The organism is Rhodococcus sp. F64268, assembly GCF_023015605.1.
Classification (GTDB): domain Bacteria; phylum Actinomycetota; class Actinomycetes; order Mycobacteriales; family Mycobacteriaceae; genus Rhodococcus.
Genome location: NZ_JALKAI010000016.1, coordinates 22,532 through 46,143, shown reverse-complemented (window position 1 = coordinate 46,143; position 23,612 = coordinate 22,532). Strand labels below are relative to the sequence as shown.

At 62.4% G+C, this 23,612-nt stretch carries 6 protein-coding genes and 2 pseudogenes; 3 read left to right on the top strand and 5 right to left on the bottom strand.

From position 1 onward, the window contains the following. The first annotated feature begins 42 nt into the window (after nucleotides 1–42). The gene (locus MWU77_RS23530) at nucleotides 43–765 is read left to right on the top strand and encodes an endonuclease/exonuclease/phosphatase family protein (protein WP_308198863.1); all 723 of its coding nucleotides are present in this window, start codon (nucleotides 43–45) and stop codon (nucleotides 763–765) included. 205 nt (nucleotides 766–970) lie between these two features. On the opposite strand, the pseudogene istA reads toward MWU77_RS23530, so the two are convergent. After that, a pseudogene (gene istA / locus MWU77_RS23525) lies at nucleotides 971–1,858 on the bottom strand (IS21 family transposase); the annotation flags it as partial. Nucleotides 1,859–2,437: 579 nt separating this feature from the next. Here istA and MWU77_RS23520 point away from each other — a divergent pair. Continuing rightward, nucleotides 2,438–9,115 carry a DUF3320 domain-containing protein gene (locus MWU77_RS23520; protein WP_308198862.1) on the top strand — a complete coding sequence of 2,226 codons (6,678 nt, stop codon included), beginning with the start codon at nucleotides 2,438–2,440 and terminating at the stop codon, nucleotides 9,113–9,115. Nucleotides 9,116–9,381: 266 nt separating this feature from the next. Here MWU77_RS23520 and MWU77_RS23515 read toward each other — a convergent pair. Together MWU77_RS23515 and MWU77_RS23510 are read right to left on the bottom strand one after the other, a co-directional pair. Beyond that, nucleotides 9,382–10,026, bottom strand: a pseudogene (locus tag MWU77_RS23515) (transposase); the annotation flags it as partial. A gap of 34 nt (nucleotides 10,027–10,060) precedes the next feature. Beyond that, nucleotides 10,061–11,280 (bottom strand): IS3 family transposase gene (locus tag MWU77_RS23510; RefSeq protein ID WP_169691051.1). Its coding sequence is split into 2 segments (ribosomal slippage): nucleotides 10,061–10,971 and nucleotides 10,971–11,280, totalling 1,221 coding nucleotides; the frame shifts between segments, so codons are not numbered across the junction. Nucleotides 11,281–11,409: 129 nt separating this feature from the next. On the opposite strand from MWU77_RS23510, the gene MWU77_RS23505 reads away from it, so the two are divergent. Next, on the top strand, nucleotides 11,410–14,064 hold the full coding sequence (locus MWU77_RS23505; protein ID WP_247274920.1) for a DEAD/DEAH box helicase: 2,655 nt from the start codon (nucleotides 11,410–11,412) through the stop codon (nucleotides 14,062–14,064). A gap of 847 nt (nucleotides 14,065–14,911) precedes the next feature. On the opposite strand, the gene MWU77_RS23500 is transcribed toward MWU77_RS23505, so the two are convergent. After that, entirely contained in the window at nucleotides 14,912–17,152 is a 2,241-nt protein-coding gene (locus MWU77_RS23500) for a 3'-5' exonuclease (protein WP_247274919.1), read from the bottom strand. Then, nucleotides 17,152–23,529: a DEAD/DEAH box helicase gene (locus tag MWU77_RS23495; RefSeq protein WP_247274918.1), complete on the bottom strand. Its 6,378-nt coding sequence runs from the start codon at nucleotides 23,527–23,529 to the stop codon at nucleotides 17,152–17,154. The genes MWU77_RS23500 and MWU77_RS23495 overlap by 1 nt, the downstream gene beginning before the upstream one ends. Nucleotides 23,530–23,612 lie beyond the last annotated feature (83 nt).

Here is a 23,612-nt window from a genome sequence, read left to right as displayed (position 1 = left end):
AGCAAGGGCGCGGTCGAGTCACGCTCCTCGTAGGGTACGAGAGTGGACAACAACGAACTCACGGTCGCTACCTGGAACACGATGTGGGCGACTGGGTCAGGCCCACGCGCTACACGTGTGCGTAATTGCCTCCGCGATGTGAACGCTGACCTGCTTGTGGTGACGGAAGGTAGGCGCGATTTGCTTCCGGATGGTGGCTATGTCGTCGACGCAGGGACGAACTGGGGATACGACGTGACTTCCACCCCTCACCGACGCAAGACCATGCTGTGGTCGAGGTGGCCGCTCACCGACGTGGTAGCGCTGACAAGCCGAGCCGGCGCGGGCAGGGTCGTGACCGCGCAGACTGTGTCGTCAATCGGCCCCATCAGGATCCTCGCCGTGTGCATTCCGTGGGCAAGCGCACATGTGAGTACCGGCCGCTGCGACGCCAAGACCTGGTCCGAACACCTCGAATGCTGTGACCAGATCGAGGAGTTGGCCACACAGTTCGACCCGCGGATCCCCACCGTTGTCGCCGGGGATTTCAATCAACGTGTTCCTCGAGTTCGGCAACCGGTTCGTGTGGCCGATCGCCTCACCGGCTTGATGGCGCGCTGGACGATCCACACCAGGGGTGTCGTCGATCATGGCCCGCTGATCGACCACGTTGCGTCGGATCTCGAGTGCACCTCGGTGCGCACGTGGCCGGGTAGCGACGAGGTCGGGCGACTGAGTGATCATTCAGGAGTCGTGTGCTCATTGCGCGCGGCAACCGTGGGTTGAGGGAGCGAAGGCTGGACCTCCGCATCGCCGTGTAAGGGAATCCACTGCATACCAGGATGTACACCCTGATAGCTGTTTGAGCAGGTCAGAGAGGCGAGACGGCCGGTGTGGCGACGGGGTCGTCGAGGACTTTCTGGCGTGACAAGGTTCTGTCGCAGTGAGGCCTTATGGTGTGTATGTCCGTTCCGTGCTCGTGGTGGAATGGACCGTAGACGTCGGTGCACCATGTCAGCGCGGCGGCCTGCATCTGCGTCAGCGAGGTGAATTCGTGGCCCCGGAAGAACGAGTCCCGGATGTAAGGCATCGGTCGCTCGATGCGTGGTTTGTCCTTGGGTTTGCCGACCCGGGCCGGATCGATCAATACCTGATAGAAGTCGGCGAGTTCGGTGTAGGCCCGGTTGATCTGCGGATCGTAGAGATCGGGGCGGTCTACCCCGGTTTTGAGGTTGTCGCACACCATCCGCGCCGGGGTCCCGCCGAAGAACTCGAATGCGGCCACATGCGAGGCGCACCACGAGGTTTGATCCATCCGCAGCGCGGGTTGGACGAACAGCATCCGCGAACACGCCAGAATCATCGCAAACGCCCATACCGCCACCCGCCGATCCGTCGCCGGGTCGCGCCACATCCCGAGCTTGCTGTAGTCGACCGTGCCCTCGTCGCCCGGCGGGACCGGACCGCGGGGAAAGGTGGTCGTCGACGCCGCGACCCGGTCGGCGAATCATGTTGCGATATATCGCCGCACGGTCGATTCGGACACCGCAACACCGCGATCGTCACGCAGACGTTGAGCGATCGTCGCCACGGTCACCGACTCGTCGAGTTGGCCCTCGATCCAGGCGTGGTGGGCGGCGATCGCCGGCCAGGTTACCGCCCGCGCCGTCGGGTTCACCACGTCCGGGAACCAGGCCGGGATCAACTCACGCCACAGGTTCTCGTCGAACTTGTCGCCGTCGCCCGGCGTCGACCCCGCCGCCAGCGCTGGGGTCAGGTACTTGCGGATGGTTTTGCGGTCGAGTCCCAGGGCTGTCGAGATCTGCACCTGGGAGCGGCCGGGATGCCAATGTCGGAACAACTCCATCAGATCGGTCATCGTCCACGTTCTCCTTGCCACCGTCGGGCCCCTTCCCAGGCCCTCGTGGTGGACCTTGGGAAGAAGCGAACCTGCAGCAGCACCCACACCCCGGTCGACACGCCCCAGGGGTGGGGAATTACGTGACGGCTGGGTGAGGAATTACGTGACGGGCCGACCCCTCAACCTGGGGAATTACATGACCGCTGACACCCTCAGTGCGGAGACGGGAGACCGTCAATGGCTGGCGTGATCGGACAGAAGACCTGGGCAATCGCGTCTCACAAGGCTTTCGTTACGTGGGACGGTGAAAGTTAGGGGCAGATTCCACCATGTCGGAGCGAGTATGGAGAATGTCCGAAATAGTGGAATTACTTGACCCATGAAGATCAGGAGGTCGCCGTGAGAGACCCAACAGCCACTGCGGGCACAACCTCGCATACCTGTGTGCGCTGACAATGATGGTTTCACATCCTGAAGCGACGGACTGGATACCTCTGCTATCCAGGTGATGCCTGGTGAGGATGTGCTACAGGATCTTCATGCACCTCCGATAAGCCACTTGCGGCGCTCGCGTGGCTTCCGAACGAACGATAGAAGATGGCAGTGATGAGTGTGGCAACTCCGAGCGGATCTGGCGACGATGCCGAACGTTTGAGCGGTGTTATCGCCAAATGGCGCACTTCCTTGGTCGACTTGAGCGGTAGAAACCGTCTATTGAACTTTCGTCACACGCGTGCGGCAACGTTGGAGATCGTATATCCTGCTGCCGCAGACCTCGTCGCAGGTCTTGAACGCGGATGGGATTTCGAGCCCCTGCCCGAGGAAGAATCTGAGCCAGAGCAGAGGGTCGTTCCCAGGACAACGGGGAAGCACCAACGCGTTGTGACCCAGAAGACGACTGCACCAGCTCTGTTCCGAGCGCAGAGCAATCTTCGCAAGAAGGCTACGCAGGTTTTCAATGACTATGGGATTTGGACACTCCAGCTCGGAATTGGAATGCTCAACTGGCGGGAAGATGGTGCGGTCACGGGGAGTGATGCTCCGCTCGTCTTATTTCCGGCGTCACTCGAGCGCACTGCGAACGGTCGGATTCGGCTCGCTCTCAATGAGGATGAGGAACCGAAGCTCAATCCTGCGCTGCCGGTGAAGCTGGAACAGTTTCACATCGACTGGTCGTCTGTTTCGAAGTTGGATCCGACCGACTTGACCTCGGTGCTGGCAGCAGCAAGATCATGCATTGCAGGAAAGCCGGGCTGGCAAGTTACGGAACGCGTAGTTTTAGGGCAGTTCGCGTCCCACAAGGAGTCCATGTACAAGGATCTGCTTGATAACGAAGAGCAGGTCATGCAGAGCGACTTGATCAAAGCTATCGCGCTGGGTCCCGCAGCGAAACTGGCAGCTGACCGCTTCGACTTCGAGGAGATTCCGCTCGGGCGCATTGATGAGCTTGCTCCGCCGGAGGAAAGTCCGCTCGTCTTGGATGCTGACTCCTCGCAACGACAAGCGGTAGCCGCGGCCGTCGCGGGCAACTCATTCGTAATGGATGGCCCTCCGGGTACTGGCAAGAGCCAAACGATCGCCAACATGATCGCTGGGCTCATCAGCGCTGGTCGAAGCGTGTTATTCGTGAGCGAGAAGGCTGCGGCCCTCGACGTGGTTCTTGATCGTCTTCGCGCGGTCGGACTGGGTTCATATGCCCTGGCCCTGCATAGCAATTCTGCGAGTCGCGGTGCGGTCGCTAAGGAACTTGGTCGTGCTTTGGATGAGGAGCCCAGTGCTTCAGGCATGACGCACGACGCCAAGATGGCGGTGCGTGAGGCACGCGAAGCACTCACCGGATACGCCGACGCCATGAACGAGACTCGCGATCGGTTGGGGCGGACACTGCACGATGTGATCGGCAGGATTGGGGTACTTTCCAGCGCCACGGTTGCATACACTGACCCGCACACTCCAGACGGTGGCTTCCGGGCGGAGGAATTGAGCTCTAGAGATCTGGATAGCATCATTGCGGCAACTGAGGTGATCTCGAGGGGATGGGCTGCAATCGCAGACTCTAAATTCCCATGGAGAGATGTGCGCCGGGACGTTGCGAATGCAAGGCCGGCGTTGGCTCAGGCCCTGGCGGCGCTTGGGGAGCTGATGAGATCAGTCGACGAATATCGTGAGTCGGCAGGTTCCGACCTCCAGGTGCGCGATGAACGTGATGTCGAGCGGTTGATCAACATACTCACATTGGTTCGTTCGAGGCTCCCAGTTCCGCAATGGTGGTTGACCACACCCGACTTCGCTGGCGCGGTTGAGGACCGGACAGATCAATTCTTGGAAGAATTGGACCTTGTCCACGATGCTCTTCTCGGAGCTCAAGTGGTTGGTGGTAGACGTTGGCAGGAATTGCCGACCGGACTCGCGGTGGACAGCAGCGCTGCTGCAGACGCCCTGTCGAAGATGTCACCGGCGGGGATGGATCTGCGCGGGTTGAACGAGAAACAGGTCCGAGAGACCGCAACCAACTTTCGCAGTGTCGCTGAACAATTGGAGCGCACGCACGGGCTGATAACCGAGTTGGTAGACGAGCTTGGGTTAGAGCACCCGCAGGATGTAGCAGGTGCCTACCGAATCTGCGAGATTATCGACCTCACGGAAGCCCAACATCGGCCGCTCGACCACTGGCTTATTCCGAACGGTGCGACCAAGGCTCGCCATTCGGCCGTCGAGTTGGTAGCGGAACGGGTGGCTGCATTCAAAACCAGGCGTGACCTCACGATTCGTGCAAGGGACCGAGCAGTTCAGTCGGCAGGCCGCGAGTGGGAACAGGTCGAACGATCACTCACCCCGGTACGTCCAGCATGCGAGTTGGCGCTCGAGGCGCTACACCCGGCGGGTTTGAATCTCGAGCCGTTCAACCGCAAGCAACTTGGCAGTATGCAGGACACCTTGGCGGGGGCAGCGTCGGCACTCGAAGAAGGCGACGTATTGGCAGGTGCGTTGGCTGACCGTCTGGGCTGCCCCAATCCTGATTCGGTCGCGGCGGCCGAAGTGCTTGTCGAACTTGTCGAGGTGAGTTCGATTCCAGATCGTGCGTTGAAGCTGTGGTTCGACGCGGAAGTCCTCGCAAAGGTGCGGGAAGCGGTGACCGAGGTATCTGCGGCAGTCGACCGGTTGTCCGCGGCTGAGTCGCACGCGAAAGACTTGTTCCTACCGACCGTCATCGAGGTACCGGATCTCCCGGACGTGATCTCACGGCTCGATGAGGGACCGCGTGGGATCGGTGCATTGTTCTCCAAGCAGGTTCGGTCCGACAGGAAGCTGATCGCGGCGACCACGGTTCAGGGCGCATGGCAAGGTGAACACTACGATGCCTTGCCCCTTGCCTTGGAGTGGCACGACGCGTACCTGAGCTTGCGCGCTCTATGTGAATCTCATGGCGCACTGCTTGGACGTTTTGTGGATCGGCAGAGCGTGAGTGTCGACTCCGATGCGCTGAATTCTGCATTGGCTCACGCCGAAGAAGTTCACCGCCTTGCGCCGACTGCTATCACGAATCCTGTAAGTAGAGAATCTATCGCGGGCGAGTTGTGCGACGGAGGTGCACTCGATCCTGTGTTGCGCGATAGTGCCATTCGGCTCAGGGAGCTACTGGGGGTGTGGAGAAAGACCATCGAATACTTGGAACTTCACGAGAAGTCTGGTGAGCTCGCCAGAATCCCTCTCGGGCAGTCCGCATACTGGGCAGGTGCTCACGCTGAGCCTCTACAAGTCGCGACTCAATTCATCGACATGGCGCAGCCGACAATCGGTCGCTACGCTCCTGATGCTCAGGAGCATTCGCTCGGTACCGTCAGGGCAGCGATCGCGTACGCTCACGATGCTCAGGTGAAATGGAAGAGTTTCCAGGCCGCGGAACCTCAGGATCGAGAATTGCTTGGGCGGTTGTACGATGGGCTCAATACATCACTTACCTCGCCGGACGGAACCCCAGTTCCAACTTTGGAGGGGAATGCCCCTGCGAGTAGCCTAATCAAGAGTGCTCTTGTGAAGTTGTTGCGGCAGCCTGAAATTCATATTTCCCCCCAGAGGATTGAGTTCCTCGATAGCTACGCCCCACAGGGAAACCCCAGTGTATTAAGACTTTCGGAGGCCCTCGAAGTAGCCGAGTCGCTTGATAGATTGGCGCCGGCCACGCTCAAAGATCCTCGACAGCGTATGAAACTGGTGTCGGCAATCGCAGGTAGACCCGGAGTCGAGGTCCTACAGGAAAGGGGACGGGAGCTCCGCGGCCGGCTTGTCGACTGGGAACGAATGGTCTCATCCCCCGAACTGGGGCACGCGAGTGCCGGGTTGATCGCTATGCCAGCCGACGACGCGGCCAAGTGGTTCCGCAATCACTCAGAGGCCTTTTCGGAGGTCGGTGAACTCCTCCGCCTGGTGGGGAGGGTCGTCGACGACGTCGAGAATCTTACAGTGGAGGGTGCGCGCTCAACCGTTGTTGCTGTCTCGAAGGCTCGCGAAGCAGAAGGCGCCTTCTTGGCGAATCATGAGCGTTACAGAGGCTTGATGGAATCCTTGTACGAAGGGATCGCGACAAAGCCGGAAAGGATTCGCGAGGCCGTTGAATGGTCTCAATCGCTCAGAAGAGCTGCGAACAAAGGAGTGTCGGCGCCTCTTGACAGCCCTCTCGCACTACTTGTGCTCTCCGCGGAGCCGGACACCTCTCTGCAAAGACACTTCGAAGACTGGCGGCGTCAGAGGAATGGACTTCTCAAGTTTTTCGCACGGGAGCGCCGTCGGGAACTCGAAAACGAGCTTTCGAGCACTCTGGTCCACGCGTTCGAGGTGCTCGACGAACTCGAGAAAGATCCGTTCGGGCCCGAGACGTGGGTGAGTTGTAAAGATGCGCTTGGCGTTCTCAGCAAGTACCACCTGGATGGTTTGCCGTCGCAGCTAGCTGGGCGGGGTGTATCGGACCGTGAGTTCCCGTCGGCGGTCGAACGGGCAGTGCTAGTCGCTTGGGTCGAGCACCTGCTCGCAGTCGACGGGAGACTCAAACCGCAGAGAGCAATTGATCGAGACAATCTGGTTTCTAACTTCCAACAACTCGATCTTCGGTTGATTGAAGGCGCTCACGCTGATGTGATCGCTGCGTGTAACGCACGTCGCCCGCGAAAGACCACGGTTGGTCAGGCGGCGATACTCCGTCGAGAAGCTGGGAAACAGCGGCGCCATATGCCAGTTCGGAGACTCCTCGACGAAACTCGTGACGTCGTTCGCCGCGTCAAGCCATGTTTCATGATGAGTCCACTCACCGTCAGTCAGTTTCTGTCATCTGACTACCGCTTTGATGTGGTCATTTTCGATGAGGCATCACAGGTTCTGCCTCAAGATGCAGTGAATTCGATCTATCGCGGTGATGCGCTTGTGGTGGCAGGCGATGCTCGTCAACTACCCCCAACGTCGTTCTTCAGCGCGGCGAATGACAGGGACGACGACGATGAATGGGACGAGGATGACATAAGCTTCGAATCCATCTTGGACGGCTGCAAAGCAAGTGGGGTGCTTCGTTCCCTCCCGCTTCGTTGGCACTACAGGAGTCGGCATGAGAATCTGATCGCATTCAGCAATTTCGAGTTTTATGACAACTCGATGATTACGTTCCCCAGCGCACGCGAGGACGGTCACGACATCGGAGTCGAGTACTTCAAGGTCGACGGGATATATGACCGTGGTGGGCGCCGAGACAATCAGATTGAAGCTACGCGCGTGGCGGAACGGGTTATTCACCACTTCGTGACCCGACCGGACCTGACTCTTGGCGTGGTTGCGTTTTCGAAGGCGCAAGCCGAAGCGATTGAAGTCGCGGTTGAGCAGGAGCGGAGGAAGCGCCCCGACCTCGCGGCGTCCTTCACTGAGGATCGATTGGGCGGATTCTTCGTCAAGAACCTCGAGACCGTGCAGGGCGACGAGCGGGACGTCATTATTCTGTCGGTCGGGTACGGTCCTGACGCGCAGGGTCGCTTGCGGTCCGAGTTCGGCCCGATCAATAGGGAGGCGGGTTGGCGCCGACTGAATGTCGCTGTCACGCGTGCACGTCGGCGAGTGGAAGTCGTGGCCTCGTTCAGAGGCAGCGAACTGTCGGATAGCGCCAACAAGAGCGTCCACCACCTGAAGCGCTACTTGGAATACGCAGAACACGGGCCAAACATCCTCGAAACTGAGGCGGCAGATCCAGATGCAGTTCCCGAGAGTCCCTTTGAGCAAGAGGTTCTCGATGTTCTGAATGAATGGGGATACACGGTACAACCACAGGTGGGCGTCGCAGGGTTCAGAATTGATATGGCAGTCCGCCACCCTGATGCGCCTGGAGCATACGCGCTGGGAATCGAATGCGACGGTGCGATGTATCATTCGTCGCGTGCCGCACGAGACCGGGACCGACTTCGTGAATCCGTTCTGCGAGATCTTGGTTGGGAGCTACATCGGATCTGGGGTACGGATTGGTATCGAAATCGAAGTGCTGCATTGACACGTCTCAGAGAAGCTGTAGAGGCGGCTTGCACCGTCGATCCGTACGTTGCGAGTGCTTCACTCAGTCCCGCCCAACCGGAGGGTGAAACGGGAGATGCTGAGCAATCCGTGACTCCCGGCAGCGTGCGAGCCATGCAGTTTGTTCCGGTGGAGGAAAGCACTTCTGAATGGGCGCGCGAGTACGAGCATGTCGGCAGTGACGAGCTTTGGGAGATTCGAGACGAGGCAGTTCGGGAGTCAGTTGGCCATTGGGTCGACCTGCGGGAAAGTGGATCCACGAGTGCGATTGCCATGGTGGTGCTTAAGGTCCTCGATCGTGAAGGGCCCATCGAGGAGGATTTGATATTCACCCGGGTGCGGACCGCATGGGCACTGTCAAAGTCGGGGAAAATCATTCAGCAACGGATTCGCGCAGTCTTGATGGCTCTCGTCCGGAGGGAGGTAATCGTTCGAGTTGGTTCAGCATATAACCTTCCGGACCGGGAGATCACTGTTGCACGTACTCCCTCGCGCGAGTGTCTCCGAAAAGTTGTGCAAGTGCCAGCAGTTGAACGGCAGTTTGCGCTTAAACAGGTTGTGGCTGAGAGTCCAGGGATAGTGCGAGCCGAATTGTTGCGGGAGGTTGCGCGCTTCTTTGGCTGGGGGAGAACCGGATCCGATATCAGAGCCGCCTTGACAGGAGACTTGGATTGGCTGATGGACCAAGGTGTCGTCGTGGAATCTGCAAGTGGAACCTTGTCTTTGGTGTAGACCGCGAGCGTGAAAGCGAGGGATCGGATGGCCCCCGATCCATGGTTACCGGAACCATGGTTGCTGGGTATGCCTATACCCCAATACTGGTGGCGTGTCCCCTGTGAGTAGGTCCGGGCTGTTCTAGAGTCCTGATTGCCCTGGTGAGGGCGAAGAAGGGACGATAGGGATCATGGCGGGACGCAAACGTCACTCGGCGGAGGACATCGTGCACAAGCTGCGCCGAGCCGACGAGTTGGCCGCGGACCTGAGTTAGGACATTTGGCTTAGTACCCCGATTCGAACCCGAGACGAGACAAAATCGCCTGCTCAGCAGCACCGATCTGCGGTGGGAAGTCCTGCACAGCACCATTGATCGCGATCATCGTCGAGGTTCGCAACGGCCGCAGCTGCTTGACCAACCTTGCGATCGCCACACCCGTCTCGTCCTGAACACAGCGGGCCACGGCCAACGCCGTGAACACGATCGTCAGGTGTGCTTCGATCGCGTCGCGGGTGCGGTGGAACATCGGCCGTGCCCGCAGGTCGGTTTTCGACATCCGAAACGATTGCTCGACATGCCACAGATCGTGGTATTTGCTGATCACCTCGCCAGGTTCCATCAGCCTGACCGGGATGTTGCTGACGTAGCCTTTGAGCCCGACGAGGGATCGCGCCCTGGTCAATGCCGTTTCATCGAGCTGCTGACCGCCGGCGGTGGTCTTGACGAATCGGGTGGCCTTGGCCTTCTTCGTGCCGTCGACGACCGCCTTCGCGCGCGCTTCCTGAGCGTTCAAGGTTTGGTTGTCGCGCACGGCGCGTTTTCGGGTGTACTGCCAGATCGCCCGCCACGACGTGGGGTGCTCCGCCGGACCCCACCTCGGTTCGGCGCGTCGTTTCACGGTGTTGACCACGCTGCGCGCATGCCGCGGGGGGGCGTTCCCCCCGAGATGTGGACACCAATACCTATGCGGCGGAAGCCATCATAGTCGATCTCTGCTCGAACTCGATAGGACAGATCTGACCGAGAGCGGAATGCCTCCTTCGCGTGTTGTAACGCGTGATCCAACGGAAGACGGCGGTGCGGGCCTCACCTGCGCTGTTCCACCGCTTCCGGCCCTGGAGTGTCTCCCGCTTCAACGTCGCGTTCCATGATTCGGCGGCGGCGTTGTCCGCCGACGTTCCGACCGCACCTCGCGACCGGGTCACGCCCAGCTCGCGGCAGACATCCGCGAAGTTCTGCGAGACGTATTGGGCACCGTTGTCGGAGTGGAAGATCGCGCCGTCGAGACCGGCGGCACCGCGGGCGGCGGCCGCTGCCCGCAGGGCGTCGGTGACCAGCTCGGTGCGCATATGCGGTGCGATCGACCACCCCGCCAACCGTTTGGAGTTCAGGTCCAATACTGTTGCCAGATAGAGGAAGTCACCGTCCCCGACGGGGAGGTAAGTGATGTCGCCGACGTACTTGGTGTTCGGTGCGCTCGCGGTGAAGTCCCGCCGGATCAGGTCCGGCACCGGGCTCGCGGAAGGTTCGGGGACTGTGGTGCGCACGGTCTTGCGCAGGTGCACCCCGACGATCCCGTTCGCACGCATCACCCGTTCGACCCGCTTGTGGTTCACCTCGATCCCGGCGTCGCGCAACTCAGCCGTGATGCGCGGGGCACCGTAGGTGCCGTCGAACTCGTCGTGAATCCCACGGATCCGCGTCGCGAGCTCCTCGTCGGCACGGGCACGTTCGGCCCGGGCAGGCGCGGCGGCGAGCCACCGGTAGAAACCGGATCGGGACACCTCGAGGATCTGGCACAGCCACTTCACCGGCGCGGTGTTGCGGTGGTCGTCGACGAACTGGAAGCGGCTCACCAGTTGGTCTCGCCCGCGAAATATTTCGCGGCCCTCCGCAGAATTTCCCGCTCGGTCTCCAGCTTGCGGATCTGCGCTTTGAGATGCCTGTTTTCCTCTTCCAACACGGACTCGGACGATACCCCGCCCGCCGGTGCCGGCTTCCGGGGCCGGTCCGCTGCGGACGCAGTGCCGGTGCGTTTACGTTCCGCACGCACCCAGTTGCGCAGGGTTTCGCGGCTGACGCCCAGGTCCTTGCCGATGCCCTCGAAGGTGTGGCTCGGGTCGGACAAGTACAGCGCGACGGCATCGGCCTTGAACTCCGCCGAATACGCCTTCATCACCATCGTGACATCACTCCTTCTGGGCCCTTCATGGCCCAGTGTTCAGGATGTCCACACTCCGGGGGGAATGCCCGATCACGTTGTCGGGACACCGGCTAGTGTCTTGGATAAGAACTCAGATAGATCGGGCATATGGAACGAAACGACAATAAACGACTGAAGGCGATCACTGACGAAGTCGCAGGCTGGGTTGGCCTCGGCGATGCCATCATGAGTGACCGCAAGAAGGTCGAACAGTCCGCTGAAGGTGCAGTCCGCACACTTCGCAAGTCCTTCGTGTCAGTGTCGCGCGACGGTGCCGCGGTTTGGCGGGTACTCCCATTGCGTGCCGCCGACGGTCAATTGCTCGGCTCTGTTGCGCAATATGAGCATCTCGTTCCGCTGGCAGCTGCCGACAAACAGACTTTCAGACTGCTTGCCACCGACATTGCCGACGCGTCCCGTGACGTACGCTCCGGTTTCGGCGTTCGTCGATTCTTCAGTGGTGGAAAGAAGCGCGAGGCAGGCCGTGTCGCTGCCGAGTTCTTGTGGAACTTCCATCAATGGGCAATAAGTGCGGGATTGCCGGACCTCCTCGCTCGGCTGAGTGCTCAATCTGGACCTCCGACAAGTATCGATGTTTCCGATGCGCTGGCCGAGTGGGTCGGCCTCGTGCCACGGTTGAGCGACCTCGGAACCAATTCCGACGTTTTGGCAGTAGCCGCGGTGGTCGATCTGCCCGACGCCATCGCCACTATAGAGCGAGCACTGAGAGACGATGCCAAGTACCGCGCGGCTGCGATAGACGCGGGGAACGAGATTCGCCGGGCCGAGGCTCGCGCGCTGCTCGTCGAGATGAACGTGGATCGACTCAAAGACGCAACCCGCGACCGGTTGGTTGTAAATCCGCTGAAAGAGGCTGGGATCACGACAGTTCAGGCGGTGCTGGATGCAGGTGATCGAATCGAGCGTCTACCCGGAATTGGCCCGACCTCCGCGACCCGGATACGTGGAGCTGCTCAGACGCTGTGGCAGACGACGTATGACGAGATGCCGGCCCGTATCGACGTCAAGAACAGAACGAGCCTCACCACAGAGTTGCTCCGCCGCCTCGCTGCCTGGGACGCGTTGCGGAAGGTTCAGGGTTCGACTACCGACCTTGCCCGCGCAGAGGGGTTCTCGGGACTTGCCAGAGCGATCGACCGGGACGTCAGCCATCTGGTAATCCTCGCTGAGCATGGTGCGTCAGTGACAGAACTCAAAGACGATGTCGCGGCCGTCATCCGAATGGCCCGTGAAATTTCAGGCTCTGCGGGCGGGGCCGGATCCATTGACCCATGGGACGACTTTCTGTCGCGTCCAGCTGACTACTTTGCACTTCTTGCCGAACTTGGTTTCATTACTGAGGACGAAGGGAAAACGCACGGTGATCTTTCGGACGAGATTATCGATGCGGTCCGATCACTCGAACTCGACACGAAGTACCTGAGAGCTTCGTTGCGCGGTTACCAAAGTTTCGCAGCGCGGTTCTCGATCGTCCAGCGGAAAGTCATCATCGGAGATGAGATGGGGCTGGGCAAAACGGTTGAGGCGCTGGCTGTCCTCGCACATCTCCGATCAAAAGGGGCGTACCACTTCCTCGTTGTCTGTCCGGCGGCCGTTGTGACCAACTGGGTTCGTGAGGTGGGGTCCAAGTCCAAACTGCTTCCGCACCGAGTGCACGGACCGGACCGCGCGGCGGCCAGTCGGAATTGGATTCGCAATGGAGGTGTCGCGGTCACAACCTTCGAGACGTTGGCGTGGTTCGAAGCGCATGCCGAGAAGGTCGAAGCTATTGCCTGCGTCGTCGTGGACGAGGCTCACTACATCAAGAATCCCGCTGCACAGCGTTCGATGCGCACGACACGCATGCTCGGCGCGGCCGATCATGCAATTCTGCTGACCGGGACTCCGCTGGAAAATCGGATAGACGAATTCCGCAATCTTGTGGGCTACCTTCGTCCGGACCTCGTGGTCGATGCGACCGAGCTCGCACCCCGCAAATTCAGGAAACAGGTTGCACCCGCGTATCTCCGCCGCAATCAGGAAGACGTGCTTACAGAGCTGCCGGAGTTGGTTGAAGTTGACGAATGGCTGCCGCTATCGACCTACGATGCAACGGCATACAGAGACGCAGTGGCAGCCAGCAATTTCATGGCGATGCGCCAGGCCGCGATGCTACAGGGAGGTCAGTCCGAGAAGGTCCGGCGGTTGATCGAGATCGTCGCGGAAGCCGAGGAGAACTGTAGGCGGGTAATCGTCTTCTCTCATTTTCGCGGTGTACTCGATCAGGTAGTTGCTGCATTGCCAGGGAAGGTATTCGGTCCGCTGAACGGATCGGTTCCCGCAGCGGCACGGCAGGCGATGGTGGATCAATTCTCTGCCGCAGGTCACGGCGCGCTTCTCGTGTCGCAGATCGTTGCCGGCGGCGTGGGACTGAACATTCAAGCGGCCTCGGTTGTCGTGATCTGCGAACCGCAACTGAAACCGACCACCGAGTGGCAGGCTATCGCGCGAGCGCGACGAATGGGACAGCTGGAATCGGTGCAGGTTCACCGGCTCCTCTCTGAAGAGGGCGTGGACCAGCGAATCACCGAGATTTTGGCGCGCAAACGCGCGATTTTCGAAGACTTCGCGCGGGAAAGCGATACGGCCCAAAGCGCACCAGAGGCGTTCGACGTGTCCGAAGCGGAACTTGCCCGGGACGTCATCGCCGCTGAACGTGAACGGCTTTTCTCCATTCCCAGGCCGGATGTCGCAGCCACCTGATGCGCCGTAGGAGTAGTCGGTGGGGCCTCGTGGCACGCCCCACCAAAGGTGCCACGGGCCACCATGCATTAACCCAGTGCCTAAGCCGCGAAGATTGAAAGAACTCCTATTGCAACTAGGGTGAGTGTCGTCGTGGCGCCAACGCCCAACAGTCGGCTCCCTTGGTTTCGATCCTTGCTTCGCGACAGTCCCGCTGGGCTCGCCACTTCTTGCTCCCACTCGAGCAGGAGCTTGTTGTATTCGACGAGGGCCGTCTGATGCTGCGCATCAAGTTGCACCTGCTCCGCGGCTCGCTTGGACTCAGCTGCAGCCTGCAATTTCTGCCACTCCTCGTATGCTGGGTTCGGCACGTTGGCGTACCGAGGGCCGTGGGTCTTGATGCACGTTGAGCCCACCCGCGCGCGCATACTTTGTGGGTTTGTCAGTGCGCGACCACAAATCAGGCAGTGGGTGGCAAGCAGTGGAATTTGCTTCGCTGGTGCCCACGGGAGCCTGTCGCGCTTCGCCATCTTGGCACGGGGTTTCCGTGGCTGAGGCGGATTTCTGTGCGCGTACCACAGCAAAGCCCCTTGGATCAGCGTGGCTACGGAAATCACGATGAGAGGGAGGAGTAAGAAGAGGAGCACTAGGCTCACTGTGATGCCCGCGAGTGCGACGATGAGTCCAAGGGCTACCACCGCTAGTGCTGCTCTCGTGAGCGTCCGCCGATGGGTGATGTCGATGTCGAAGTCGATTCGAGATGAAATCGGCACGGTACTTGGTTCCTAGTGTTTCTCTTGGTGAGCTGAGGTGTGAGCCAATCGAGGTGCGCCGTTGACCGGCGAAAGTTGTGTTCCGCGTGCTCTTTCTACCCCAGCAACTCCGATCGCTTCCCACTCCACGTCACCACTAACGCATCTCGTGCACGGCTGGCAGCGACATACAGCAGCGACCGTTCCCTCAGAAGCGCCTCGGCCTGTTCCTCTTCCGGAATGGACCGCAGCGTAACGGCAGAGGGGACATGCGCATTGTCTACTCCCGCGAGAATGACGCGCGAGAACTCCATGCCCTTGGCGCGATGCATTGTGAGTACCTGGACGTGTCCACTGGTTGCAGGGCTGTTGTCCAGCGCGCGAGCCTCAATACCACGCTCGCCGAGTGCCCGGACGAACTGGCTTCGATCGTTCTGTCCGCGAGTGAGGACGGCGATCGTGGACGGGTCGACCTTGTTCCCCTCGTCGTGGGGCTCGATCCAGCTGCGAATCAAAGCTGCGACCTGGTCCAATTCATCTGCAGGATCCTTGCACTCGACCAACCGAGGATCCGGACCCAGCCGAGCAGACCTGTACTCCGTTGTCGACTCTTCGCCCTGTTCGAGGTCCTTGTACTCTGCACCGGCGAGAACGCTCACAGCGAAGTGCAGGTTCTGGGCGGTCGTGCGGTAGTTCAGTGTCAGGCGCCGAGCGCGTCCGACAATCTTGATTCCGAGCCGCTTGAGTACGACGGGCTGTCCGTAAATCCGCTGGTGGGAGTCTTCGGCGATGAACAGGTCGTTCGGGCCTTCAGCGACCAGACTGCGAAGTAGAGCCCAGTGCGTCGCGTGCAGGTCTTGCGCTTCGTCGATGAGTACACGATCAGCGATGAAACCATTTCCGGCTTCGGCGCGTAGCCGGAGTTGTTCTGCGGCAAGCGCAAGGATCTCCGGGAAGCTCAGGCTGCCGTCTATACGGCTCTGCCTTCTGAATGCCTCGACCAGCTTCCACACCGCGATGCGTTGTGGGCGCGTGAGACGCACGCCGCGGCCAGGGCGCGCGACCTTTGCGTACTGTTCGAGCGTGGTCACCTTGTTGGCGAGAATCACAGCCACATACTCGTTCTCGAGGAATCCGGGTGTTGCAAGTTTCGGATCGAGCCCACTGTTGACCGACTGAGCGACCTCGCGCCACAGCTTGTCGGTGGAGGTTCTCTGGTGGGTGAGTTCTGTGTGGTATCCGAGTACAGCCTCGGCAGCGTCACCGATGTCGCCGGTCTGGTTGAGCACTGCGTAGCCGAGCGCGTCGATGCCGTCGACATAGATCCCTGGTTCGCCGGGGCGGTCCGCAATGGGAATCTCGGGGTCGAGGGTTTTCAACGCAGCCTTGAGATCAGCGGCGAGGGTCTTGTTGTAGGTGGTGAGCACAATCCGTGCGGTCGGGTCTTCCTTCGCCATGCGACGAGCCCGGTGGATCGCGACCACGGTCTTGCCGGTGCCGGCACCACCAGACAGACGGAAGGCACCGTTGAAGTTCTGCTCGACGTACTTGCGTTGTTCCGGGTGCAAGAACGTCCGCCACGCGGCGAAGTCGCCACCCTCGATGACGCGACGAAGCTCCTCGTTGTCCTCGGCGAACGTGAACTGCATCTTCGACGCGGGCTGCTCGAGAGCCTTGAGGATCTGCTCGTCCTCGTCGAGGGTGTCGTCGACGGGAGTGTCGGTGAAGCCGTGCTTCTCCCGGATTGTGTCGATGTGCAGGCCAGTGGCAAGGTCGAGAAGAGCACTGCCCTGCCATCCCACTGCATTCGCTGCGATGTCGAGGACGGTGTCCTCGTCGGGGGCTGCCAGTGCGCGTTCTGCCAAGTCGAGTTCCAGCCCTAGGCGATCGGTGAGGTCCGAAAGACTGAATGTTGCACCGAGGTACGACTTCGGCTGCTCCTTCACAGCTCGGTTCAGTTCGCCTCGAGGATCGGGCACGACAGTTCGCTTCTTGCGGTCTTCTTCACCGTCGAGCTCACCGATGATGCCTTCGAGGACGCCGTTGATCGGATTGACACGCAGCTTTGAGCGTTCGGCGAGCTTGTTGGCCACGTCGTGCTTCCACGTGCCCATGTAGATGAAAGTCGGATCATCGCCGAGCTTGGAGTCGACCTTGAACAGGATCGCGCGAAAGTTCAGATCCACTCGGCCGGTGCGAACGCGCGGGTCGATAGCGCCCTGGATCGGCTCGATGTGTAGACCAGGAGCGGTGTGATCGGCAGAGAGCTTCTCGATGAACGCCCACACTTTGTCGTTGGTGGACTTCTCGAGCTTCTTCATTGCCTTGGTATTCGATGCGATGACCAGGTTCGCCACTACGAGACTCCATTCCTCATCGCTGCCGCAATCTGTTCTGCATCGGGTGGGCATATCGTCCACCCCAATTTGGACATCGTACGAGTGACCTCGTCGTTCGGCTCAAGCAGCACGCCGATGCGATGTTCGCCCCACGCGAAGTCGACGACCTCACCGTCGTTGGTCTCGTAGCTCAGCTCGGGGACGGGCACGCCGCTCTCTGCGAGCGCGACGACGAGCTGTTTCTCGGCGTCGGAGACGGTGGAATCGAACACTTCCTGCCATTCCGGGCTGAGTGCGGCGGATGTCGGCGCTTCGACGGGGGCACTGGAGTCGAGCTCCAACAGTTTCCGGGTGGTGATGCGATGGCTGCCGCCCAGGCCGAACCAGTTGGACAGCCGCAGCCATTCTTTCCAGGCACGACCGTCGAGCATTTCGATCCGATCGTCGTGATCGTCCACCACGACGACGGCATTCATCGCGCGCGTGCCGGTCCGCATGGTGGCGGTGACGGTCAGCGGTCCGTCGGCGTACGCCCAGCACATGTCGACGCCATCCCCGAACTTTGCCTTGCCGCCGTCGAGAAGTTCCAGCGCGGCGGCGGCGATGGTGTCGCCGTCGCCCTTGGCCCGGTTACTGCCGTTCACGAACGCGAACGGCAGCCAGCGACCAACCATTTCCCACGCTTCGCGGTCCGGGTCGCTGATGAATGCGAGCAGCATGGTGATCGGGTCGGCGGATAGCAGTTTGACGATCGCCGGCCGAAGATTGCCGGCCTTCATCACGTTTGCAGCGACCTGGTCGGTGAGCCACGCCGGCGTCACCGTTTCGTTCTCCGTGAACCGTTGCAGATCTTCGTGTCCGAAGGACCAGACCAGGTGTCCACTGTCGCGCAGGATTGCCCGCTTGGCCGCGTCGTCGGCGACGCGATTGAGATCGCCAGGCATCGCGTGGTACTTCCTGCCGTCCGCGAATAACGCGATCCGCGGTATCTCTGGATCCCTGGTGCTCAGCTCATAGTCGGGCTTCGAATTGGCCATGTGTACCTGCGGTATAAGTTGCCAAGTGCGGATCTTCTTGCCGGGCAGCACGATCGTCGCAGACGGTCCGTAGGTGCCGGGGGATTCCTTCACGGTCGCGCCGATGGAACGCAACCGCTCAACGAACGCAGCGTAGAACTCCTTCTCCAGCGGAGATTCCTCGCTACCGACCGGCTGTGAAGGCGCCTCCTCGGTGACTGCTGCGAGCCATGCCTGCTGGTCCGGTTCGGCATCGTTGTCGACGCCGAGGATTTGCTCGAGCACCCGCACCGCGACCTTCCGCGACACCTTGTCGAGTTCGTGTGGCGGCGAGAACGGCAGAAGGCACTTGTGGCACGCAAGTCGGTCGTGTTGGGAGCAGTCGCAGTCGCGCACCACAGTGCGCGCGGCGTCGAGCACCGCCCACACCTTCGCCGGGTCGGCGAACTCGGCGAGGTAGCCAGTGCCGCCGGGGACGGTGTCGTGGATCAGCAGCGCTCGCTGGCTGGGGGCGTACAGCGCGTCGGTGATGGTGGCGACGTCGAGGTGTTCGGGGGAGCCGCCGATCACCTGCCGCAGCCCGAGCAGGATCGCGGCGGACAGGCTGGGGTGCGCGAACTGGTCGTACTCGAGCGACCGCGGCAGGTGCAGCAGCACACCCTGGGTGCGGAGCGTGCGGGCCAGCGCGATCTCGCGGACGTTCTCCGTCGCCGAGTTGCGGTGCCGACACCAGCTGCGGTGCTCGTAACGGCTGTTGCGGCCTGCCGCCTTGTCGAGCTGCCCGCACGCCGAGCACACCCGGAACAGGCCAGTGGTGGTGTCCTGCCCGGCGATGGTGCGGCTGCGGCCCTGTGAAGTGCGCCGGCCCATATTGAGCCAGCGAACATCCAAGCGGCGCAGGTACTCCGCGCCGAACTCGAGGTCGCCGACGAACCAGGACCGGTCGACGTTGACGGGGTCGATGTCGGCGGCGGTGACGACGGTGAACGATTCCTTGTGCCGCTCGTCGCGGGAGTCGTTGATGGACGCCTCGTCGCGACGGACCTCCGCGGACACCCGCGCCATCTCCACCACCTGCAGCTGCTGGCTGACATCGGCGATGGCCCCGGTCCCGCAGCGCGGGCACGACGTCACGGTCGGGGCTTCCTCGCCGGCGAGGGTTATGCCCGCCCATCCGCACTGCGGGCACAGCCGCCAGGTGTGGATGTTGGATTCACCGGCGCCAAGGTCGACGGCGTCGATCCGCGCGGCAAGGCCCTGCGCGTAGAAGGTGGCGCCAGGTGCGAGTTCGGTAAGCGCGACACGGGATCCGCGCTGGTAGCTGGTGGCCTCGCCCATGTACTGGTTGGTGTCGGGGTCGATCCAAGTGACGCCGACGTCGAGGGTGACAGAGTCGTCGAGCAGCGTGTAGTTGGGCAGCACACCGTAACGCTCCAGCACGCTGATCCAATAGTCGTCGGTGAGGTCGTGGATCTGTCCGCCGAGCAACCGCAGCGATCCCTTGGCGGTCCGCAGGTCTCGTAGGTCGTCGTCGGTGGCGGCAGGTGACGATGCTCGACGCTCGAACTCCGGCATCTCCGCCTCGACGGCGGCGCGGCGGGCGGTGAGTTCGGTGAGGTCCCGATTCCAGCGGTGCACGGCTTCCTGAAGGTCTGTCATCAACCTGCTCGGGGCGCCGTCGTCGCCGGAAACGGCCCAGGTGCGCAACGAGTCCCGGGTGTGTGCGTCGAGGACGTCGTCGAACTGGGCGAGGAACTCGTCGACCTGCTGGTCGGGGTCGGTGTCCACCGCGGTGAGCAGACCCGCCATCCAACTGTCCGGGTCGAAGCTGCCGAGTACAGCGCGAGCGCCGCGTGGGGCGACGGTGCTGGGGTCGCGGGCGAGCCGGTCGATGACGTGCGCGACGTACTGGCGTTGCAAGATCTCCTCGGCGGTGAGGAAGGTCGCGGGCGGGCGGACGTCGCCCTGGATCACCGACGTGGGGTCGTACAGCTTGGGCAGGTGTTCGCCGCGGCCGCGGACGAACGCGAGGACGAGCGAGTTGCCGGTGAGGCGTCCGGCGCGGCCGACTCGCTGCAGATACGAGGAGACGGTGCGCGGCAGCGACCCGAGTATGACCGTGGACAGGTCGCCGATGTCGATGCCCATCTCGAGGGTGGGGGTGGCGACGAGGACGTTGGGGGCCTGCGGGTCGGCGCCGCCACGTTTGAACGCGGTCTCGTAGCCGAGCCGCGTGGCGGTGGGCAGTAGCGACGTGTGTTCGCGGGCGACGACGCGCTTCATCTCGGCGGTGTCGTAGAGCCGGCGGTAGAAGTTCTGTGTCTTGGGTGCGCGAGAGAGGGTGCCGGGGCAGCGGACGAGAAGGCAGGGTGCGCCGTCGAGTTCGTCGACCACGGTGACGCTGCCGGGGGTCGGGGTCTGGCAGACGCTGCACACCAGCATGTGTCGGCCTGCTCCGAGATCGTCGTCGGCGGGCGCGGAGACGATCACCGATGCGGGGGACAGCCCGTAGGCGGTGAGGCCGGCCTCGGTGAGCACGGCCGTGAGCACCCGTTGCTCGGCGAGGACGGAGAACAGGGAGCGGGCGAGGAAACTGCCGTCGAACGGCGACACCCCCAGACACTGCGACGCCCATCGGGCATACCACGACGAGACCGCGGTGATCGCGTCGAACCCCTCGGGGACGGAACGCGATCCGATTGCTGGGAACGCGGGTGCGGGTCGGCCTTTCGGGAAGGCAGGCATGCCCTCACCCTTGGGCCGAGCACCCCATACCCAGCGGCGGTTTGCGTCCTTCTCGACGTACTTGCGCAGCCACGGGTGGTGTATGGCGCCGCGGGTGCGTACGCGTTCGACGGTGCCGCGGACCCAGCGAGTGATCGCCGCGGCATCTGGTGGGGTGAGGGTCAGCTGGTGTTCGGTGGCGTTGAGTGCGGCGCGACCAAGGCGGACAGGACGCTCGCTGCCGCCGAGGTCCACTTCGGCGACGGCGCTGCCGGTGAGTTCGAGGGTACGGCCGAGCCGAGACTGCAGCCCGAACTCCAGGTCGATGTCGAACTCCAGGCGACGCAGCACCTTCGCGGCCGCCTTCTTGCGCGCCGCGGTGGAGGCGTCGGGCTTCCAGAAGGAGGTGAACTCGTCGTGCTCCACGATGTCGGGGGCGAGGAGGTGGTAGCGGCGGGCAGGGTCGGTGCCGGCACGGGTGACGACGGCCTCACACAGTTCCGGCAACGTGAGCGTCTTGTCGCCGATTGCGCTGCGGAGGGTGGAGCGGAGGCTGAGGGTGTGGGAGCGGGCCTGCACGAAGCCGGCGCGGTGTGCGGCGTCCTGCACGCTGTCGGTGAACATCAACGCCTTCTTCTCGTCGGCGTCGAGGCGGGCGTCACCGAACAGGTTCGACAGGGTCACCGAGAGTTGGGTGGCGACGGCGCTGCCGAGGAAGCGGATGCCGTCGGCGGCGCCGCAGGCGGGGCACATGTCGTTCTTGGAGTTCTCCTCGACGTTGTCGCCGGTGAGCGTGAGTACGGGGAGGACCTTGCCTTCGAGTTCGTCGGTGCTATCCGGGTCGGGTGGGGTGTCGGAGATTTCGCGGTCGTCGATGCGGAACCAGCGCAGCCCTTCGATCTCCTCGTCGGGGCGGGTGGCAGCGAGCAGCGCTTCGGCGGGTGCGGAGAGGAGGGCGCGGAAGCGGGAGGCGCCGGCAGCGTGGTCGGCGCGGATGGATTCGTCGGAGACGTCGAGGGTGTGGCCGGTGGGGGCGAGCCGGGCACCCCACCCGGAGCGTCCGCAGTGCCGGCAGTACACCGCCGGCAGGTGCATGACGTCGCCGTCCTCGTGGACGCCGTCGTCCGACCAGCGGTAGGTGGTGTTGGTGGCGACGGCGCGGTCGATGCGGGAGAGTTCCCGAATCCACAGGTGCACATCGACGTTCAATGCGTCGCGGCCGATCTCGGCGCGCAGGTGCGACAGGGCGGCGAAGAGGTACTCGAGGAATCGTTGCTGCGCGTCGCGGATGCGCCGGGTGTCGCGCTCGGTGGCGGGGACGTCGAACAGGGCAGCAGCGAGGTCGGCGAGGGAGATCGCGTCGACGGCGTGGTCGAGGAGCCGGGCCAGCAGCGGGTGCGCCTTGAGCAGGTGCAGCTGCTCGACGGGCGTGAGGGAGCGCAGGTCGGTCGGGGTGAGGCGGCGATCGGTGTCGAGATCGTCGGCGGCCGCGAACAGCTCGGTGCGCTCGAACACTTCGGCCCGCTCGAACAGCTCGGCGAGGACGGCGGTGGTCAGGGCGGCGTTGGTGGGTGAGCCGGCAGCGAGTTCGTCGAGGCGCTGAGCGGCGTCGGCGACGGCAGGAGCGATCGGGCGGTACAGACGGTCGAGGGCGGTGTCGCGGTCGGCGAGCCACTCGGTGGCGGTGAGCCGGGTTTCGCCGATGACTGCGTCCGCGTCGAACTGTTCGCCGAAGACGGTGTGCGCGAAGCCGAGCATGGCGGCGGGTTCGGCCTTGGAGCCGAGGGTGGCGGAGGTCGCGACGGGGGTGATGCGGCCGAGGGGACGGGCGCGATCGTCGACGCTGACGGACGAGGCGTCGGTCCAGTGCGCTTTGACGGTGAGGCCGAGGCGGCGCAGCAACATGGCGACGTCGGTGCCTTGGGCGCCGTCGTAGGTGTGGAACTCGTCGAGGACTACGTACTGCAGAGAGTCGGCGGAGAGGCGCCAGATGTCGGCGCGGTCGGGGTGCAGCAGCAGGTGGTCGAGCATCTTGTAGTTGGTGAGCAGGATGTCCGGGGGAGCGGCGTGCATCAACGAGCGGTCGGTGATGAGCCCCTCTTCGGTGACTTTGGTGCGTCCGCCGATGGATTGTTCGCCGGTGTAGAGGCCGGCGGACACACCGGCTAGTTCGGGGTGCTGCGTGATGAGGCGGGCGAGGCGTTCGGCTTGGTCGTTGGCGAGCGCGTTCATCGGGTAGAGGACGAGCGCCTTCATCCCCGTGACGCCGGCGGCCTTGGCGCGGAGGACGTGGTCGAGGATCGGGTAGAGGAACGCCTCCGTCTTGCCGGAGCCGGTACCAGTGGTGACGAGCGTCGGTTGTGGGCGATCGTGGAACTTGGTGGATAGCCGCTCGAATGCCGCCGCTTGGTGGCCGTATGGGGTGAATCCTGTTGGCCACCAGTCCAGGTGCATACTCCAGTTCCCGCCGGAGGCAGCGAACGGCAGACGCAGGCGAGTGTAGGGGCCTTTGAACATGCCGGTGTCGGGGTGGCCGACAAAATCCGACAGGGCGCCCTGAGCGTCGGGGTCCGTGAGAGCGAACGTGGTCGCGAGGTAGTCGGTCAGGCCCTCACGCAGGTGGTTGGCCTGGAGGGTGGGGAGGAGGGTGTTCATGCTCAGCCTCGTTGACGCATGAAGTGTGCTGCGCGTGGTGAGTCAGGTGTCTCGGCCGGCCACAAGGTTGCTGGATCGCAGAA

What these genes read in the sequence shown, in the direction of transcription:
- MWU77_RS23520 (WP_308198862.1), top strand. Translation starts at nt 2,438, where the DNA reads ATGGCAGTGATGAGTGTGGCAACTCCGAGCGGATCTGGCGACGATGCC.
- MWU77_RS23505 (WP_247274920.1), top strand. Translation starts at nt 11,410, where the DNA reads ATGGAACGAAACGACAATAAACGACTGAAGGCGATCACTGACGAAGTC.
- MWU77_RS23495 (WP_247274918.1), bottom strand. Translation starts at nt 23,529, where the DNA reads ATGAACACCCTCCTCCCCACCCTCCAGGCCAACCACCTGCGTGAGGGC.